The organism is Enterobacter sp. 03-F-07-AD-ECC (genome assembly GCF_047530935.1).
GTDB lineage: Bacteria > Pseudomonadota > Gammaproteobacteria > Enterobacterales > Enterobacteriaceae > Enterobacter > Enterobacter cloacae.
On the sequence record NZ_JBLKBZ010000007.1, the window covers coordinates 1 to 17,287 of the forward strand.

General features: G+C 47.9%; 19 protein-coding genes. 6 read left to right on the forward strand and 13 right to left on the reverse strand.

The features are described 5' to 3' along the window. A partial coding sequence (locus tag ACMWKA_RS12460; protein WP_071957402.1) for an IS110 family transposase occupies positions 1 to 92 on the reverse strand: 92 nt, incomplete at its 3' end. Between the two features lie 160 nt (positions 93 to 252). On the opposite strand from ACMWKA_RS12460, the gene pepT reads away from it, so the two are divergent. Together pepT and ACMWKA_RS12470 are read left to right on the forward strand one after the other, a co-directional pair. Beyond that, entirely contained in the window at positions 253 to 1,476 is a 1,224-nt protein-coding gene (gene pepT, locus ACMWKA_RS12465; RefSeq protein ID WP_414760297.1) for a peptidase T, read from the forward strand. Positions 1,477 to 1,575: 99 nt separating this feature from the next. After that, positions 1,576 to 2,067 carry an REP-associated tyrosine transposase gene (locus ACMWKA_RS12470; RefSeq protein WP_094084117.1) on the forward strand — a complete coding sequence of 164 codons (492 nt, stop codon included), beginning with the start codon at positions 1,576 to 1,578 and terminating at the stop codon, positions 2,065 to 2,067. A gap of 43 nt (positions 2,068 to 2,110) precedes the next feature. Here ACMWKA_RS12470 and ACMWKA_RS12475 read toward each other — a convergent pair whose 3' ends face one another. From ACMWKA_RS12475 to rluE, 8 genes are all read right to left on the reverse strand, one after another. Continuing rightward, a complete protein-coding gene (locus ACMWKA_RS12475) occupies positions 2,111 to 3,232 on the reverse strand; it encodes a cupin domain-containing protein (RefSeq protein WP_014831472.1) in 1,122 nt (373 codons plus the stop codon). Positions 3,233 to 3,323: 91 nt separating this feature from the next. Continuing rightward, positions 3,324 to 4,787, reverse strand: a complete 1,464-nt coding sequence (gene phoQ / locus ACMWKA_RS12480) for a two-component system sensor histidine kinase PhoQ (RefSeq protein WP_029881973.1) — start codon at positions 4,785 to 4,787, stop codon at positions 3,324 to 3,326. Next, a complete protein-coding gene (phoP, locus tag ACMWKA_RS12485; RefSeq protein WP_013097083.1) occupies positions 4,788 to 5,459 on the reverse strand; it encodes a two-component system response regulator PhoP in 672 nt (223 codons plus the stop codon). A 123-nt stretch (positions 5,460 to 5,582) separates the two neighbouring features. Beyond that, the gene (purB, locus tag ACMWKA_RS12490; RefSeq protein ID WP_048971508.1) at positions 5,583 to 6,953 is read right to left on the reverse strand and encodes an adenylosuccinate lyase; all 1,371 of its coding nucleotides are present in this window, start codon (positions 6,951 to 6,953) and stop codon (positions 5,583 to 5,585) included. 19 nt (positions 6,954 to 6,972) lie between these two features. Then, positions 6,973 to 7,602 (reverse strand): high frequency lysogenization protein HflD, encoded by a 630-nt coding sequence (gene hflD / locus ACMWKA_RS12495; protein WP_414760298.1) that lies wholly within the window; start codon positions 7,600 to 7,602, stop codon positions 6,973 to 6,975. A gap of 27 nt (positions 7,603 to 7,629) precedes the next feature. Then, positions 7,630 to 8,742: a tRNA 2-thiouridine(34) synthase MnmA gene (gene mnmA / locus ACMWKA_RS12500; protein WP_013097080.1), complete on the reverse strand. Its 1,113-nt coding sequence runs from the start codon at positions 8,740 to 8,742 to the stop codon at positions 7,630 to 7,632. Between the two features lie 40 nt (positions 8,743 to 8,782). After that, positions 8,783 to 9,256: an NUDIX hydrolase gene (locus ACMWKA_RS12505; RefSeq protein ID WP_029881976.1), complete on the reverse strand. Its 474-nt coding sequence runs from the start codon at positions 9,254 to 9,256 to the stop codon at positions 8,783 to 8,785. 9 nt (positions 9,257 to 9,265) lie between these two features. Beyond that, positions 9,266 to 9,919 carry a 23S rRNA pseudouridine(2457) synthase RluE gene (gene rluE, locus ACMWKA_RS12510; protein ID WP_029881977.1) on the reverse strand — a complete coding sequence of 218 codons (654 nt, stop codon included), beginning with the start codon at positions 9,917 to 9,919 and terminating at the stop codon, positions 9,266 to 9,268. A gap of 117 nt (positions 9,920 to 10,036) precedes the next feature. On the opposite strand from rluE, the gene icd reads away from it, so the two are divergent. The 3 genes from icd (at position 10,037) to ACMWKA_RS12525 (ending at position 12,721) form a co-directional block, all read left to right on the forward strand. Then, the gene (icd, locus tag ACMWKA_RS12515; protein WP_013097077.1) at positions 10,037 to 11,287 is read left to right on the forward strand and encodes an NADP-dependent isocitrate dehydrogenase; all 1,251 of its coding nucleotides are present in this window, start codon (positions 10,037 to 10,039) and stop codon (positions 11,285 to 11,287) included. Between the two features lie 397 nt (positions 11,288 to 11,684). Further along, positions 11,685 to 12,167, forward strand: a complete 483-nt coding sequence (locus ACMWKA_RS12520) for a hypothetical protein (RefSeq protein ID WP_062729823.1) — start codon at positions 11,685 to 11,687, stop codon at positions 12,165 to 12,167. 17 nt (positions 12,168 to 12,184) lie between these two features. Further along, positions 12,185 to 12,721: a helix-turn-helix transcriptional regulator gene (locus tag ACMWKA_RS12525; protein ID WP_029881979.1), complete on the forward strand. Its 537-nt coding sequence runs from the start codon at positions 12,185 to 12,187 to the stop codon at positions 12,719 to 12,721. 142 nt (positions 12,722 to 12,863) lie between these two features. Here the strand turns inward: ACMWKA_RS12525 and ACMWKA_RS12530 are convergent, their stop codons facing one another. After that, positions 12,864 to 13,463: a helix-turn-helix domain-containing protein gene (locus ACMWKA_RS12530; protein ID WP_029881980.1), complete on the reverse strand. Its 600-nt coding sequence runs from the start codon at positions 13,461 to 13,463 to the stop codon at positions 12,864 to 12,866. A gap of 561 nt (positions 13,464 to 14,024) precedes the next feature. Between ACMWKA_RS12530 and ACMWKA_RS12535 the strand changes: the two genes are divergently transcribed. Beyond that, positions 14,025 to 15,326, forward strand: a complete 1,302-nt coding sequence (locus ACMWKA_RS12535) for an oligosaccharide flippase family protein (protein WP_230202352.1) — start codon at positions 14,025 to 14,027, stop codon at positions 15,324 to 15,326. 150 nt (positions 15,327 to 15,476) lie between these two features. On the opposite strand, the gene ACMWKA_RS12540 is transcribed toward ACMWKA_RS12535, so the two are convergent. From ACMWKA_RS12540 to ACMWKA_RS12550, 3 genes are read right to left on the reverse strand one after another with little or no spacing between them, the layout of a single operon-like run. After that, positions 15,477 to 15,785, reverse strand: coding sequence for a YciI family protein (locus ACMWKA_RS12540; protein ID WP_029881982.1), 309 nt, complete (start codon positions 15,783 to 15,785; stop codon positions 15,477 to 15,479). Positions 15,786 to 15,788: 3 nt separating this feature from the next. Then, positions 15,789 to 16,424 carry an FMN-dependent NADH-azoreductase gene (locus ACMWKA_RS12545; RefSeq protein ID WP_029881983.1) on the reverse strand — a complete coding sequence of 212 codons (636 nt, stop codon included), beginning with the start codon at positions 16,422 to 16,424 and terminating at the stop codon, positions 15,789 to 15,791. Between the two features lie 25 nt (positions 16,425 to 16,449). Next, positions 16,450 to 17,229, reverse strand: coding sequence for an alpha/beta hydrolase (locus ACMWKA_RS12550; RefSeq protein WP_029881984.1), 780 nt, complete (start codon positions 17,227 to 17,229; stop codon positions 16,450 to 16,452). Positions 17,230 to 17,287 lie beyond the last annotated feature (58 nt).

The following is a 17,287-nucleotide window of genomic DNA, read 5'->3' on the forward strand; positions in this document are numbered from 1 at the left end:
TTACGGTAAACAGCCTTCCCGCGACGATCCTGGCAATGAATATGGAAAGAGTTTTTACCCAGATCGATACCAATGAGCGCAATGTTTTCCATGATAGTTCTCCGAATGAAAGCCTGTCCTCAGCATAGTACCGGGAAGGAGGGAGTGACCATCTCATTAAATATTCTCGTTTGCGGGATAAAAGTGACCTGACGCAATATTTGCGTTTTGATGCTTATTGATAATGTTGTCACAAAAAGTGAGGGTGACTGCATGGATAAATTACTTGAGCGTTTTTTACAGTACGTTTCGCTGGATACCCAATCTAAACCGGGTGTCCGCCAGGTGCCAAGCACCGAAGGCCAGTGGAAGTTATTAAACCTGCTCAAAGAGCAGCTTGAGGCCATGGGGCTGGTCAATGTCACCCTGAGCGAAAAAGGCACTGTGATGGGAACGCTGCCTGCCAATGTCCCCGGCGATATTCCGGCGATTGGCTTTATCTCCCATGTCGACACCTCTCCGGATTTTAGCGGTAAACATGTTAATCCGCAGATTGTGGAAAACTACCGTGGCGGTGACATTGCGCTGGGAATAGGTGACGAAGTGCTTTCGCCGGTGATGTTCCCGGTGCTGCACCAGCTGCTTAGGCAGACGCTGATCACCACGGATGGCAAAACGCTGCTGGGGGCGGATGACAAAGCGGGTATCGCGGAGATCATGACGGCACTGGCGGTGCTGAAAGGAAAAAATATTCCGCACGGTGATATCCGTGTGGCCTTTACGCCGGATGAAGAGGTGGGCAAGGGGGCGAAACATTTTGATGTCGAGGCCTTTAACGCGCAGTGGGCCTATACCGTGGACGGCGGTGGCGTGGGCGAACTGGAATTTGAAAACTTCAATGCCGCGTCCGTGACCATCAAAATTGTGGGTAATAATGTGCATCCAGGCTCCGCCAAAGGCGTGATGGTGAATGCGCTGTCGCTGGCGTCCCGTATTCATGCGGAAGTCCCGGCGAATGAGAGCCCGGAGCAGACCGAAGGTTATGAAGGTTTTTATCACCTGACCAGCATCAAAGGCACGGTGGACAGCGCGCAGATGCACTACATCGTGCGTGACTTTGACCGTAAAGCGTTCGAAGCACGCAAGCGTAAGATGATGGAAATCGCGAAGAAGGTGGGTAAGGGGCTACACCCGGACTGCTATATTGAGCTGATTATTGAAGACAGCTACTACAATATGCGCGAGAAGGTTATGGAGCATCCGCATATCCTGGATATCGCCCAGCAGGCCATGCGCGACTGCGATATTGAACCGGTGCTGAAGCCGATTCGCGGCGGCACCGACGGTTCGCAACTGTCCTTCATGGGATTGCCGTGCCCGAATCTCTTTACCGGGGGATACAACTATCATGGTAAGCATGAGTTTGTGACGCTGGAAGGAATGGAGAAAGCGGTGAAGGTGATTGTGCGGATTGCGGAGTTAACCGCGAAGCGTTAGCCACATTAAGCCGGGTGGCGGCTTCGCCTTACCCGGCCTACATTCGGATCGTAGGCCCGGTAAGCGCAGCGCCACCGGGCATAAAGGCAAGGAGTGCCCATGTCAAACTACCGTCGCCATTACGTCCCCGGCGGCACCTGGTTTTTTACCGTTAACCTGCAAAACCGACAGAGCGATTTACTTACCCGCCATATTGATATCCTCCGCCAGGCCACCTCATCGGTGAAACGATCAAAGCCCTTTACGATTAATGGCTGGGTGATCCTTCCTGAACATATGCACTGTATCTGGACCTTGCCGGAAGGTGACAGCGATTTTTCCGGGCGCTGGCGTGACATCAAAAAAACGTTCTCACGAAACATTGAAATGCGCCACATCTGGCAGGCACGTTTCTGGGAACATACCATCCGCAACGACAATGATTACCGCCGACATATGGATTACATCTACCTCAACCCGGTGAAACATGGGTACGTTGGTAAGGTTGTCGACTGGCCGTTTTCAACGTTTCATCGGGATGTACGGGAAGGGTTGTATCCGGCGGATTGGGCCGCGGAGAATGTGGATTTTGCGGCGGGGGAGTGGAAGTAAAAACGCCGGGTAAGCGCAGCGCCACCCGGCAATACATTACAACTCAGTCCTCAAAGAACCAATACCCGCTGTTGACCAGCGCGGCAAGCATGGCGAGGAAAGAGGGATCTTCCAGGGCGTCGCCAAAGGTATCGGCAGTCAGTACCAGATGGCTGGCGATGGCTTCCAGCGCCGGGCGATGCGGAGAATCCAGCTTCTCGCCGTTGACGAAGACATCTTCACCGATGCGCAGCACGCGTAACCCACCCAGGCGAACCAGCTTGTCACCCTGCTGCAGCGCATCATAAATCTCGTCGGCCTGGTACGGCGGCTCCGGAGGCGCCACATCCAGCTCGTGACGTGACTGGCTGATAAACTCACCAAACCACTGTCTGAAATGTTCCGGCTCGTTGATCAGATCCAGCATCATGCCGCGCAGCTTATCCAGTTCTGCTGGCAGAATGTCTGCCGGATGCTCGCGGGAAGGCACATCCGGATCGCTGTAGCGATGGCTGCCCAGCTCGCGTTGCAGAACGTAATCGGCAAAACCGCTGATCATCTCACGACCACTTGGCGCGCGGAATCCGACAGAATAATTGAGGGAGTTTTCCAGCGAGTAGCCTTCATGCGGGAATCCAGGCGGAATATAAAGAATATCTCCCGGCTCCAGCTCTTCGTCGATGATCCCGTCAAACGGATCCACCTGAAGCAGGTCAGGATGCGGGCAGTGCTGTTTCATCGGCACTTTTTCACCCACGCGCCAGCGGCGGCGGCCGGTCCCCTGAATGATAAACACATCGTACTGATCCAGATGCGGGCCAACGCCGCCCCCTGGCACGGAGAAGGAGATCATCAGATCGTCCATTCGCCAGTCGGGCAGGGCGCGGAACGGGCGCATTAAGGCTGCCGTCGGCTCGTGCCAGTGGTTGACCGCCTGCACCAGTAATGACCAGTTATTTTCACCGAGGTGATCGTAGCTTTCGAAAGGACCATGGCTGACCTGCCATTTTCCATCCTGGTGGCTCACCAGGCGGCTGTCGACTTCGTTTTCCATGGCCAGGCCAGCCAGTTCATCAGGCGAGATAGGGTCGACAAAATTGCTGAACCCGCGCTTAAGAACTACCGGGCGTTTCTGCCAGTAGCGTTCAATAAACTCGGGCCAGTTCAGTGCTAAGTGATAATCCATATTTTTTTATTCCGCAGGCTCTTACTGAGTCGGATTATAACGGAAGCGCAGAAGCCTGGGTGCGAGATCCGCGCATTTTTCACATAACGGGCTAACTATCGTTCGATGTGGGCTGCTGACGGCCAAAAATCACTTCCATTCTGGCACCGCCAAGTAAACTTTCACCGGTTTCGATTTTGCCGTCGTACTGGTCGACAATCTCGCGTGCGACGGACAACCCCACCCCCTGACCGGGACGCAATGTATCCGCACGCTGACCGCGATCAAATACCACGTCACGTTTGTTTCGCGGGATCCCCGGGCCATCGTCCTCAACAATGATGTGCAGCTCGTTGTCCGTCTGACGGGCGGAAACCTCCACGAACTCCAGACAATATTTACAGGCGTTATCGAGCAGGTTACCCATCACCTCCATGAAATCATTCTTTTCGCCGACGAAACTGATTTCAGGAGAGATATCGAGACTGATGTTCACCCCTTTACGCTGATACACCTTATTCAGCGCAGAGGTCAGGTTATCCAGCAGTGGTGCCACGGGGTGCAGCTCCCGGCTCAGCAGGGCGCTGCCGGAACGCATGCTGGCGCGATGAAGATAGTAGCCAATTTGCTGCGAAATACGACTGATCTGCTCAAGCATCACCGGCTCGGCATCATCGACGCTCATTCTGGAGCTGCGCATGGATCGCAGGGTGCTTTGCATGACGGCCAGCGGGGTCTTCAGGCTGTGAGTGAGGTCAGTCAACGTGGTGCGGTATTTATCGTAGCGCTCGCGTTCACTTTTCAGCAGGCGGTTAAGGTTACGCACCAGACTTGTTAGCTCACGCGTTGTCTCAGGATTAAGCTTCTCGCGATGATGCTCCTCCAGCTCGCGAACCTCTTTCGCCAGCGATTCAATCGGGCGCAAACTCCACCAGGCAGCAATCCACAGCAGCGGTATGACCAGCAGCAGATTGGCAGCCAGCACGTAGACGAACCAGCCCCAGACCCGATAAGAGCGTTTAAGCTCGACGGGGATGGTATCCACCACTACGATGGTCAGCTGCGGCATGTCAGGCGTGGCGGGATAGAGATTGATGGCGACGGAGTGGGTCATTTCTGTTTCGGCGTCATCGGCGCGGATCTCATTCAGCTTTTTTTGCAGAGAGCGATCTTCGCGCAGCAGGCTGCTGGTGGTATTCAGATCGGCTTCAATTTCATGAAATCCGTTGGTTTTCAGCCATTCCGGGCGGATGCTTTTCACCAGCCAGGGAACATCACGCTGTGCCCACAGCAGTTTCCCTTTTTCATTGTAAATCAGCGCCAGCGTGGGACTCTGCTGGTTAAGATTCTCCGGCATTTCAACGCTGATCTGGTTGTTTTCCCACTTTGCGAGGGTATAAAACAGGTTGCTCTCACCGCGCAGCAGACGAAAGGTCGTTTTATCAAAACTGACGCTGTAACCAACCAGCGCCACCATGCCGTAAGAAAGCGACAGCACCAGCACAACGGCGGCTGTAGCCAGCAAAAAGCGAACCCGCAGTGAAAGGGGCATAATATGCCGCATTAGTCGTTTCATTTAGCGTAATTCGAACAGGTAGCCCTGACCGCGCACGGTTGTGATCACATCATGCGGATACTGCGCCTGAATCTTCTTACGCAAACGGCCCATCAGCACATCAATGGTGTGACTCTCACGCAGTTCGGCATCCGGGTAAAGCTGGAGCATTAAGGAGTCTTTGCTCACCACTTTACCGTTGTTACGGATTAGCGTTTCCATGATGGTGTATTCGAAGGCCGTCAGTTTGATGACTTCATTGTTGATTGAGAATTCCCGACGGGAGAGATCCACCTGGAAAGGTGGAAGGGAAATCACCTGGGAGGCGAGCCCGCTGTTGCGGCGTAACAGGGCCTGCATGCGTGCCGCCACTTCTTCAATATGAAACGGTTTGGTGACGTAATCATCGGCACCGGCACTGAGCACTTCCACTTTGTCCTGCCAGCCTTCACGCGCGGTCAGCACCAGGACAGGAAGGGAGACATCGTGGCTGCGCCAGCGGCGAATCAATGACAGTCCGTCTTCGTCAGGTAACCCGAGATCAACGATGGCGATATCCGGCAGGTGTTCATTGAGATAATAATCGGCTTCTTTTGCATCTTCCGCATCATCCACCTGATGTCCCATCTCCTGAAGCTGAACCTTCAGGTGATGACGTAGCAATGCGTTATCCTCAACAACCAGTACGCGCATCATCTTTCTCCCAGAATTAATAGTATGAATAGTTTAACGCTGATTATGTTGTTGTGGGGATAAACATTGAGTAAACCGGGGAAAAAGCAGCCCCCTTTTCGGGCGAAAAGGGGGCGGGGGAGATTACTTCAGCTCGTCGACCATGGTGATGGCGCGGCCAATGTAATTCGCTGGTGTCATCTCTTTCAGGCGGGTTTTCTCCGCTTCCGGCAATGCGAGGCTATCGATAAACTGTTTCATACCTTCCGCATCGACACGTTTACCGCGGGTCAGCTCTTTCAGTTTTTCATACGGTTTTTCGATGCCGTAACGACGCATTACGGTCTGGATCGGTTCGGCCAGCACTTCCCAGTTGTGGTCGAGCTCGTCCAGCAGACGATCGCGGTTCACTTCCAGCTTGCTCACCCCTTTCAGGGTGGACTGATAGGCGATCAGCGCATAGCCAATCCCCACGCCCAGGTTACGCAGCACGGTGGAGTCGGTCAGGTCGCGCTGCCAGCGGGAAACCGGCAGTTTGCTCGCCATATGCTGCAACACGGCGTTGGCCAGACCCAGGTTGCCTTCGGAGTTTTCGAAGTCAATCGGGTTCACTTTGTGCGGCATGGTTGAAGAGCCGATTTCACCGGCGATGGTCTTCTGCTTGAAGTGGTTCAGCGCGATATAACCCCACACGTCACGGTCGAAGTCGATCAGAATGGTGTTGAAGCGGGCGATACAGTCGAACAGCTCGGCGATATAGTCGTGCGGCTCAATCTGAGTGGTGTACGGGTTCCACTGAATTCCCAGGGAGGTCACGAACTCTTCACTGAACTGATGCCAGTCCACTTCCGGGTAAGCGGCGATATGGGCGTTGTAGTTACCTACCGCGCCATTGATTTTACCGAGGATCTCAATCTGTTCCAGCTGACGATACTGACGCTCCATACGGTATGCCACGTTAGCCATCTCTTTACCCATCGTGGATGGCGTAGCGGGCTGACCGTGGGTACGGGAGAGCAGAGGAATGTCGCGGTATTCCACGGACAACGCTTTCACCGCGTCAATGATTTTACGCCAGTAAGGCAGAACCACGTCTTTGCGCGCGGTAGAGAGCATCAATGCGTGAGACAGGTTATTGATGTCTTCAGAAGTACAGGCGAAGTGAATGAATTCAGACACCGCGTGCAGCGCCGGAACGCTTGCCACTTTCTCTTTCAGGAAGTACTCAACCGCCTTTACGTCGTGGTTGGTGGTACGTTCAATGGTCTTGATGCGTGCAGCATCTTCTTCATTGAAGTCAGCAACGATTTTATCAAGGTAATCGTTTGCCTGGGCGTCAAAAGCAGGAACTTCCTTGATTGCTGCCTGGGCGGCCAGCTTTTGCAGCCAGCGTACTTCAACCTGAACACGGAACTTCAGCAGGCCATATTCGCTGAAGATCCCGCGCAGCGCGCTGACTTTATCGCCGTAGCGTCCATCGACAGGGGATACGGCGGTCAGTGAGGATAATTCCATAATTCGCAACTCCGGGAGGTTAACAATGAGCAAGAATTTGTTTTGCCTGAGTCGTCAGGCGATTACGAGAAAACATTAACTGCAGGCGGCCACCGCCAACCTGATGCCACAGCACGGCGGCACGGATACCGGCCAGCAGCGAGGCGCGTACTTTTGCCTGGACCTGCGGGCTTTGCAGTACGGCAGGTGAACCGGTGACCTGGATACGCGGGCCCAGCGGACTGATAACATCAACATAAATACCGGCCATGGCGCTCAACAGCGTTTCAGACTGCAGATCAAAATGGTCGAGCTGACGCTGCAAGCCGGCAATGCGGTCACCCAGCGTATTCAGCGCGCCTTTCGCTGCGCTGAGTTTACGTTCCAGCACCATCAGGCTTAACGTATAACGGGTAAGCTCCGCGTTTAATCCCTGACGGCTGCTGGCATTAAGCACGCCAAGCAAGGTTTCAAGACCGAGACGAAGATTGGTTTCGCTGCCACCGAAGACACCCAGGGTTGAACCGGGGTTGAGATTGATAACGCTGTTGAGCGAAACGTGCAGCGCGTCGGCGTCACAATGACCCTGATGCGCCAGCTGTTGCACCAGACGGGCTGACTGGCAAATTCCTGCCAGTGCCAGGGTGATGTCATAATAGTTCTTCGCCACACGTTCTCCTTTATGTGTGCTATCGGGTTAAACGGCCGGCAGCGGCAGGCGCTGTTCTATGATCCCACCACCCAGGCAGATATCACCGCTGTAGAAGACGGCGGACTGGCCCGGCGTGACGGCTGCAACTGGCTCGTCAAAACGCACGTCAATGCGATCGTCATCCAGCGCGGTAATGGTGCAGGGGATATCCGTCTGACGGTAGCGTGTTTTTACCGTGCAGCGCAGGGTACCTTTGAGCGGTTCACGGTCGACCCAGTGCAACTGTTGCGCGATCAGGCCAACGGACATCAGACGCGGATGGTCGTGCCCCTGAGCGACGATCAGAATATTGTTTTCGACATCTTTGTCGACCACGTACCACGGATCTTCGCTACCGTCTTTGGTACCGCCGATACCCAGGCCTTTACGCTGGCCGAGGGTGTGGTACATCAACCCCTGATGCTGGCCAATTTCGTCGCCATCGACGGTGACAATTTTGCCCGGCTGCGCAGGCAGGTAGCGACCAAGGAAATCGCGGAATTTGCGCTCGCCAATAAAGCAGATACCGGTGGAGTCTTTTTTCTTCGCGGTGATCAGATCCAGCTCTTCAGCGATTTTACGGACTTCTGGCTTTTCCAGCTCGCCAACCGGGAACAGGCTTTGTGCAATCTGTTCATGGCTTAGCGTATAAAGGAAATAGCTCTGATCTTTATTACCGTCCAGACCGCGCAGCAGCTGGCTTTTGCCGTTCACATCGGCGCGACGCACGTAGTGACCGGTCGCAATATAGTCTGCGCCCAGATCTTCCGCCGCGAATTCGAGGAAGGCTTTAAATTTGATCTCTTTGTTGCACAGAATATCCGGGTTTGGGGTACGGCCCGCTTTGTACTCTTCCAGGAAAAGCTCAAACACGTTATCCCAGTATTCTGCGGCAAAGTTAACGGTGTGCAGTTCAATGCCGAGCTTGTCGCACACAGCCTGCGCATCGGCGAGATCCGCAGCGGCAGTGCAATATTCCTCGCCATCATCTTCCTCCCAGTTCTTCATGAACAGGCCCTCCACCTTATAGCCCTGTTGTTGCAACAGGTAGGCGGAAACGGAGGAATCGACACCGCCGGACATGCCGACGATCACTTTTTTCTGGCTGTTATCTGACATGGAATACTCACGACATTGAACTTCAAGGCGGCGTATTCTATCACGCCCCCCCACCATTGACACCCTCTGTAAACGGCCAGTTAAATTCTGCGATGACCTCCAGCGGCAAGCGTGCGCCTGACTGCCAGCAGCGAATGCTTTCGGCAACCAGCGGCGAGCGCAGGTTTGGCGCGTTCAGGATCTCGTCGGCGGTGACCCACAGGCAGCGATCGATATCGTCGTCGTGCGGCTCAGTGGCGCACGTTTCGCTAAGCTCGACGGCAAATAAAAAACGCAGGAAGGGCGTTTTATCAGGCGCAATCCACTGATGCATACGAATGAAGTGCTGAGGCTCCGCGCGGATGCCCGTCTCTTCCCAGAGTTCACGTTTTGCGGCCTGTAATAAGGTTTCATTGGCTTCCAGATGCCCGGCTGGCTGATTCCACAGCGCTTTGCCGTTAATGCTCTCTTCTACAACCAGGAATTTCCCCTGCGCGTGAACCACACAGGCGACCGTGACATGAGGTTTAAACATATTGACTCCTTAAGGGGCAACGTCCCGCCATTCACCGTTAGCCAGGGAATCCAGGGTGTAACTGCCCATGGCATAGCGAATCAGGCGCAGGGTAGGGAAGCCCACGTGGGCGGTCATGCGCCGAACCTGACGGTTGCGGCCTTCATAAAGGGTGATTTTGAGCCAGCTGGTGGGAATAGATTTGCGCTCGCGAATGGGCGGGTTGCGCGGCCACAGCCACTCCGGTTCATTCACACGTTCAATACCTGCGGGCAGGGTGGGGCCATCGTTTAACGTCACGCCGTTGCGGAGTGCGGCGAGCGCCTCTTCATCCGGCTCACCTTCCACCTGCACAAAGTAAATTTTGCCGGTGCGTTTTCCGGGCTGCGTGAGTTTTGCCTGTAGGGCTCCGTCGTTGGTTAAGACCAGCAGACCTTCGCTATCGCGGTCCAGACGACCCGCGGCATAAACGCCCTGAACAGGAATGTAATCCTTTAACGTGCTGCGCCCGGCTTCGTCGGTAAACTGCGGCAACACATCGTAGGGTTTATTGAACAAAATAACCCGCTTTGGCTGGCTTTCTTGCGGTCTTCTGGCGGCTTGTCGTGAGCTGAATCGCTCAACCCGGTGTTTTGTAAAAGAAGTTTTCTTCATGGTATTTTCAGGCGTTATCAATTGCCGCATTATAGCCTAATAACGAAGACCTTTCATGGCGCAGGACAATCAGGTACTATCGAAGGGCTCATTACAATTTATTAACATAAGATCAGTAACAACCAGAAGCGCTCGAAGGAGAGGTTAATGGAAAGCAAAGTAGTTGTTCCGGCGGAAGGTAAAAAGATCACCCTGCAAAACGGCAAGATTAACGTTCCTCACAATCCGATCATTCCATTCATCGAAGGTGATGGTATCGGTGTAGACGTTACCCCGGCAATGCTGAAAGTGGTTGATGCCGCTGTTGAGAAAGCCTACAAAGGCGAGCGTAAAATTTCCTGGATGGAAATTTACACCGGTGAAAAATCTACTCAAGTTTATGGCCAGGACGTTTGGCTGCCAGCAGAAACGCTGGACCTGATCCGCGACTACCGCGTTGCTATCAAAGGCCCACTGACAACGCCAGTTGGTGGCGGTATCCGTTCCCTGAACGTGGCACTGCGTCAGGAGCTGGACCTGTACGTGTGTCTGCGTCCGGTTCGTTACTATCAGGGCACCCCAAGCCCGGTTAAGCACCCTGAGCTGACCGATATGGTTATCTTCCGCGAAAACTCAGAAGACATCTACGCGGGTATCGAATGGAAAGCTGACTCTGCTGACGCAGAAAAAGTGATTAAATTCCTGCGCGAAGAGATGGGCGTGAAGAAAATTCGCTTCCCTGAGCATTGCGGTATCGGCATCAAGCCGTGCTCCGAAGAAGGGACCAAACGTCTGGTGCGCGCGGCAATTGAATACGCGATCACCAACGACCGTGACTCTGTGACCCTGGTTCACAAAGGCAACATCATGAAGTTCACCGAAGGCGCGTTCAAAGACTGGGGTTACCAGTTGGCGCAAGAAGAGTTCGGCGGTGAGCTGATCGACGGCGGCCCATGGCAGAAGATCAAGAACCCGAACACCGGCAAAGAGATCATCATTAAAGATGTTATCGCCGATGCGTTCCTGCAGCAGATCCTGCTGCGTCCAGCGGAATACGACGTGATCGCCTGTATGAACCTGAACGGTGACTACATCTCCGACGCCCTGGCTGCACAGGTTGGCGGTATCGGTATCGCCCCAGGCGCGAACATCGGTGACGAATGCGCCCTGTTCGAAGCAACCCACGGTACTGCACCAAAATACGCAGGCCAGGACAAAGTGAACCCAGGCTCTATCATCCTGTCCGCAGAGATGATGCTGCGTCATATGGAATGGTTCGAAGCCGCAGACCTGATCGTCAAAGGTATGGAAGGCGCGATTAACGCGAAAACCGTAACCTATGACTTCGAACGTCTGATGGAAGGCGCTAAACTGCTGAAATGTTCAGAGTTTGGTGACGCGATTATCGCGAATATGTAATCTATTAGCTGGGTTATACAACAACGGGAGCCGATTGGTTCCCGTTTTTATTATTATTTTTCGGATGGTTATCAATAGCTTATCAAAACCCTTTCTTAAGCAGATGTTATTTCCAGTTCTCTCTGTATCTGCCACAACAATTTACGGTAGGGTATATTCTCTACTGTAAATATATCAACTGTATGCGCATTTTACTTCCTCATGTATCAAAAATAAACAATCCCGAATTTCATTTCCTTAAAATACTTTATCCAGGAATGACTGGTTCGTGTCAGTAGCCTTAGTCAATATATAAAAATAAACATTTTGTTGTGCAATTAAAACTTTTGCATGTGTATTTATATGCTGGTAACACAATTTTATCTCTGTATATTTAAGAGAAATTATTGGAGGAACTATGCATAAATTTAATCTAGCAGCTGCTTTTGTTTTTTTTGGAGCTTTTACCATGCCAGTATTTGCCAGTAATTCAATGTCTATAAATTATGCTGCAGGCAAAGAGAGTGGGGCCGAAAAGATGCATGGCATGAATGTGATATTTAAACACGATATGGGTAATTTTGCACTGGTCGCATCAGGTACTTATATACAGAATACCAGCGGTTCCGGGAACTCTTATTTGAAAAACAAATACGCATCAATTATGCCGGGGCTCGCTATTAATATCACACAAGATATAAATTTTTATGGACTTGCAGGTATTTCTTGTGGTTCAAAAATGAAACCTGATCAAAGTCATGAGATTTATGGGGCAGCTTTTGGTACTGGTTTGTTTTACAATTTAACAAACAATATTCAATTAAATACAGGATATGAATTGGGTCTTGTTGATAACAAAGAAATAGATACTTTCATCATTGGGATAGGATATTTGTTCTGACTTTCAAGGTGAATGAAATGATATCAAAAAAAATAATAAGAATATATGTTATTACTGATAACTATTTTTTATATTACGGCATCAGGGAACTCATTTACGATTCTAAAGTATTTGAATCTTACACATATAACGTTGAGCAAACCGCTAAGCTTCCAGCTCTTATTTTTTATCATAAGTATCATACTCAAGATATCATCATTACAGATAATTTCTTACATTGTTACGCAGTTTCAAAATATAGACCGGAAAAAACGTTAATTTTGCCATGTAATTATGATTTGGATAAATATATAGAGTGTTTTAATGATTTAACAAATCAAGATTATTTTCACAATGCACTTTATTTTAAAAAGTTATCATCGAAAGAGACCCTGCTGTTAACTTTATTTTCTGAGGGAGCAACAGATGACAAAATTGCTATTATGCTTAACATAACAAAAAAGACAATCAGCTCTCATAGGCGTAATATTTTGCAAAAATTAAACCTGAAGAATAGGCATGAATTGTATATGTATGCTTTGGCAACAAAAGAAGGGTTGTATGAACACGTATAACATAATATCTATTTTAACGATAATGGTATTGATTCCATTTTCAATTTATTGTTTTTATGCTAATTATCGCATCAATGAAAACAAAAGAATTGCATCAGAAACAACACCATTATGGCGAAAGATATTTCTGCCTCCTAAATGATTAATATTTTAATGGTAAGTTTTTGATGTTTAGAAGCTTTCCTCTGTGAATGTTAATATATCCACCATCATTCAAATCTTTTAAAACTTTATTTAAGGAACTACGAGAAATTGAGCTTCTGGACAAAATGAACTTGAATACTGAAATTTGAGATCTTTCATTCTCTGGTAATTCCCATATGGCTTCTAAATTGTTTTTTATAATATCGTAGGCATTTTTTGATGAAAATCTCTGGTCTCTTTTGAAAAAGTTTAAAGTGATTTCACAAGTCATTAAGAAAAAATGTTTCCACAAGTTATTACTATCAGCCAAACAATCCAATTCCACAGTTGAAATTGCTGTGAAAGTTGCATCCGTTGAAGCTCGAAAGTAATGGTAATCATCCTTTTCGAACATAAAGATTATCCCTAGAATATAAGGCGCATATACAGTGAAAATTAAAATATCGTCTGCTTTTCTATAAATGTCTACTCTACCTTCAGTGAGAAAGTATACATGTGGTTTATTATTAAGCATGAAGTTTATTCGTTGTCCATTTGACGCATAAATGCGCATAAACTTGTTAGATCCTTCAACAATCTCTAAGATATGGTTAAACATGGTGTGAAGCCTCAGCTACTATTTTCATTCTTAAAGTTTGATGTTAGGTAATCATATAACCTTTTTAGAAGATGGCAAGTTTAAATTTAAATATATGTTTGTGTAATTATACATAATTTAATTTTTATAGGCCAGATCATCAAAAGTAAGTGCTGAGTTCTTAAGATTTTATCAACCTATCATTGTTAATAGTCGATTCGAAGATGGCTTTATGTTATTTGAGCGTGATTTTTAGAGTTAATCATTTATATGGAAATTTATTTCTATATAGGAATGATATACGACTATTTACTTTTTATCGGTATTGCGCAAAACAACTCATTAATTCTATATGGATTGATGCTTGGCACTTAAAAAATCATCTCTTTTTTAAGTTGGGCTGAGTATTAACACGGGGACTCGATATGTTGTTTCTATTGTTATGCATAGCTTTATTGATACTAATAGTAGCTGTTTTTTATTTTATTCGGTTGAATAAAAAAAGTATGGATGTAACTCAATTTATAGATTTGCTTTATAAAGATGATGAAGAGAAATGAATATTTAAATGAGGTTGAGTAAGTGTTAAGCAAAACTCAAAAAAATTTCTTGTGGATGATTGCAGAAAAAACAATCGGCGTAGTGGGCCTTTTCTTTATAAATGCTTTGGTGGCTAAATACCTGGGGCCTGTGGTAATTGGGCAAATAGCAATTGCAACTGCCATTTTTCAAATTGTTCAGGTTGTAGGGGTGTTTGGCAGCGATAGTATATTCTATAAAAGGATAAGCACAAACTTGATTGGCGGCATACAATTAATGATGCCTGTATTTGTGTTGAGAAGTATAATATTTATCTTTTTGGCAAGTATTTGCATAATTTTTTTAAATATGAGAATGGATTTAACAGGTATGACATTAGTGCTGTCAATCTGTTTGGCGTATTATTTTTATACTATTGATACTTACACAATTTTTAACGAGTCACTACTGAACTCAAGAATTAATGCTATTGCAAACGTAGTTGGCCTTATTTTCGGCTTAGTAGCCAGGGCATTAATGGTTAGATATCAAGTGCCGATTATCTATTTTGGATTGCCTCTAATAATAATAAGTGCCATTCCTTATTTTCTAAAATCATATGTATTTAGAAAACAATATAAAAGGATGGTAACAATTAAGTATAGTGTACTAAAAAAAAGATTATTCCATCTGAGTTATGCGGGAAGCATTCTTGTTATTCCTTCAATCATTTCATCAATCTATCCAAGGTTGAATGTGCTTATAATCTCTTTTTTATATGGTAATCATGATGTCGGTATTTATTCAGTTTCTCAAAGCATTGCAACGAGTTGGAGTTTCATTTTATTATCGTTGTTGACGTCTTGTCTTCCATCTGTATTTCGAGAGAAAAATAATCAAAAAATAATTAAATTAGGTGCCAGGTTACATTTAAATATCATTTTGTTGTCGATTCCGGTAATGTTGGTGATTACATTTTTAGTAAACTTCGCAATTCTCTATCTATACGGGGAATCCTATAAGGAGTCAATAACACCCTGCATTTTGTTATGTTTCTCAACATTATTGTCTACACTTGGTATGGCTTCATCAAAAATAATAATTAAGTTTTCTGGGTATAGGTTTTTATTATGGAAGACTATATTTATATTGGTTTTAAGTCTGGTGCTTTCTTATTCCTTTTCTATCAGGTTCGGATTGATTGGTGCTGCATCAGCGGTTATCATTACTGAAGTTTTTTCTCTGACAGTTATTAACTATTTGTTTATGCAGGGATTTATATTATCAGTCCACATCGAGATGTTTAAAATTATTTATGTGTATTTTCGGAGGTTATTTGGAATGAAAAAATCAGATGGAAGCTAAAAAAAGGCAGCCTCAAAACTGAGCTAAATAAAAAATGCTTCTAAGATTTATTCTTAATGGCGCGCTGTTTAATGACAAATAAAAGCGTCCTCGAAATACATGAAACAGACTCATTTCATAGGTTTCAGGACGCTTTACAGTGAGTAATGGTCAGATGAAACGAGCGTTCTCCGCCCATTTTTTTGGGAATCCCAGCGCGCATAACGCCGGCTCAATACTCATTACTTCGGCATCTGCAATGTTATGAATTATAAAGGGGTCATCCTGAAGAAAGTTATGAATATTGCTGATGTTATCCCCCTGAAAAAGAATGAAGCCGCCAGCACCATTGCTGAGCGGGCCGGCAAAAAGAATCACTCCTTCATCAAACCCCCTCAGCAGCCATTGTTTATGTGCGTCAAGATGATCAGAAATCGCATCAGGTTGTGTCAGGTAAGTCAGCGTGACGGCGTGCAACATGGTTTATTCCTTAGCGGCAGAAACGGTATTAATGGCTTGTGGTATTAAAGAGAAAGCACGGGATAGTTCTCTGAGCTTTACTTCCTCCCCTTTAGATGCGCCTTCAGCCCGGACAAACACAACATTTGAAATGCCCAGGAAGCCCAGAAACTTACGCAGAAATTGCTCCTGAAAGTCCATTTCTTCAAATGCCGTACCGGCATAAAAACCACCCCTGGCTGAGGCTATGATGACTCTTTTTTCCCCCGCAAGACCAACAGGGCCTGTTGGGGTGTAGCTGAAGGTTTTCCCTGGCTGCGCGATTCTGTCCATCCAGGCTTTTAATTGGCTGGGAACAGAAAAGTTGTACATTGGCGCTCCGATAACAATCACGTCGCTTTCAAGAAACTCAGAGACCAGAGCATTTGATAATTCTCGCTCAGAGTCCAGACGCGTTATAGTTGCGGGTCGTCCGGTAACAGGCCTGAATTCTGCAGCGATTTCCCCGGTGAGATGGCTGATTTCGTCTTTTACAAGATCCCGGTAAGTCAGTTGATTCCCCTGACTGGTTGCCATCAGTTGTTTCACTGTTTCAGCCGACAACTGTCGGGTTACTGAAAATTCATAATTGATACTTGAATCAAGATGGAGAATTTTCATTGCATATCGTCCTGTTGTGTAAGGGTCAGTGAATACTCTGCGCAGCATTTACAATCAGTGCTGCAACCTCTTTGGGATGAGAAATCATGGATAGATGATCTGAGTGAATTCGTGTGATATGTGCGCCTGCTTCACGGGCAAAATTTGCCTGTACTAACGGGTTCAGCGCGTTATCGTTTTCTGTGATGAGATACCAGGAGGGTTTCTCTCTCCAGGCTGCCGCGTTCACTTTTTCGTTAAAAGCGGCAGCGGCGATAGGCTGTTGCACCGCAGAAATCAGAAGGCTCTGTTTCATGCTTAGCTCATTAGCCATAACCTGATGAAACAACTGTGGCTTATCAAGCCAGATGAGGCCGTTTTTATCGGCTTCCATACCTTTCATGGGGGCATTGAAGTGCGCAAGTGCGTCAGAAACAGACTGATTGCTGTCCGGAACAAGGGCGGACAAATAGACGAGCCCCTTTACGTTATTCGCATTACCAGCCTGGGTGATCACCGCCCCTGCCCATGAATGGCCAACGAGCAGTACGTTACCATTTTGACGCTCAAGTACACGCTCTGTTGCAGCCACATCCTCTCGTAAGGATGTCAGGGGATTCTGAACAGCAGTAACGTGGTAGCCCCGGTCCTGCAGGAGAGCGATGACGGCTGACCAGTTCGATCCGTCAGCAAAGGCACCGTGAACCAGCACGATATTTTTTACACCCGAATCCTGTGCCATAAGCGGCGGGTTGCTCATAAATAAAAGACACAAAGCAAATACTCCTTTTCGCAGCGCGACCGACATTAAATTTTGCTTACGCATAACTGTATTTCCCGTATTTCTCAGTTTCAGGCAGTGTAATCATGCTGACAGGGGGTAT

Excerpts from the sequence above, each read along its gene's own strand:
- icd (WP_013097077.1), top strand. The coding sequence starts at position 10,037 with ATGGAAAGCAAAGTAGTTGTTCCGGCGGAAGGTAAAAAGATCACCCTG.
- phoQ (WP_029881973.1), bottom strand. The coding sequence starts at position 4,787 with ATGAAACGACTAATGCGGCATATTATGCCCCTTTCACTGCGGGTTCGC.
- ACMWKA_RS12550 (WP_029881984.1), bottom strand. The coding sequence starts at position 17,229 with ATGCGTAAGCAAAATTTAATGTCGGTCGCGCTGCGAAAAGGAGTATTT.
- ACMWKA_RS12520 (WP_062729823.1), top strand. The coding sequence starts at position 11,685 with ATGCATAAATTTAATCTAGCAGCTGCTTTTGTTTTTTTTGGAGCTTTT.
- ACMWKA_RS12505 (WP_029881976.1), bottom strand. The coding sequence starts at position 9,256 with ATGTTTAAACCTCATGTCACGGTCGCCTGTGTGGTTCACGCGCAGGGG.
- ACMWKA_RS12545 (WP_029881983.1), bottom strand. The coding sequence starts at position 16,424 with ATGAAAATTCTCCATCTTGATTCAAGTATCAATTATGAATTTTCAGTA.
- ACMWKA_RS12525 (WP_029881979.1), top strand. The coding sequence starts at position 12,185 with ATGATATCAAAAAAAATAATAAGAATATATGTTATTACTGATAACTAT.
- rluE (WP_029881977.1), bottom strand. The coding sequence starts at position 9,919 with ATGCGGCAATTGATAACGCCTGAAAATACCATGAAGAAAACTTCTTTT.
- phoP (WP_013097083.1), bottom strand. The coding sequence starts at position 5,459 with ATGCGCGTACTGGTTGTTGAGGATAACGCATTGCTACGTCATCACCTG.
- ACMWKA_RS12540 (WP_029881982.1), bottom strand. The coding sequence starts at position 15,785 with ATGTTGCACGCCGTCACGCTGACTTACCTGACACAACCTGATGCGATT.
- mnmA (WP_013097080.1), bottom strand. The coding sequence starts at position 8,742 with ATGTCAGATAACAGCCAGAAAAAAGTGATCGTCGGCATGTCCGGCGGT.
- ACMWKA_RS12470 (WP_094084117.1), top strand. The coding sequence starts at position 1,576 with ATGTCAAACTACCGTCGCCATTACGTCCCCGGCGGCACCTGGTTTTTT.
- ACMWKA_RS12530 (WP_029881980.1), bottom strand. The coding sequence starts at position 13,463 with ATGTTTAACCATATCTTAGAGATTGTTGAAGGATCTAACAAGTTTATG.
- ACMWKA_RS12475 (WP_014831472.1), bottom strand. The coding sequence starts at position 3,232 with ATGGATTATCACTTAGCACTGAACTGGCCCGAGTTTATTGAACGCTAC.
- pepT (WP_414760297.1), top strand. The coding sequence starts at position 253 with ATGGATAAATTACTTGAGCGTTTTTTACAGTACGTTTCGCTGGATACC.
- purB (WP_048971508.1), bottom strand. The coding sequence starts at position 6,953 with ATGGAATTATCCTCACTGACCGCCGTATCCCCTGTCGATGGACGCTAC.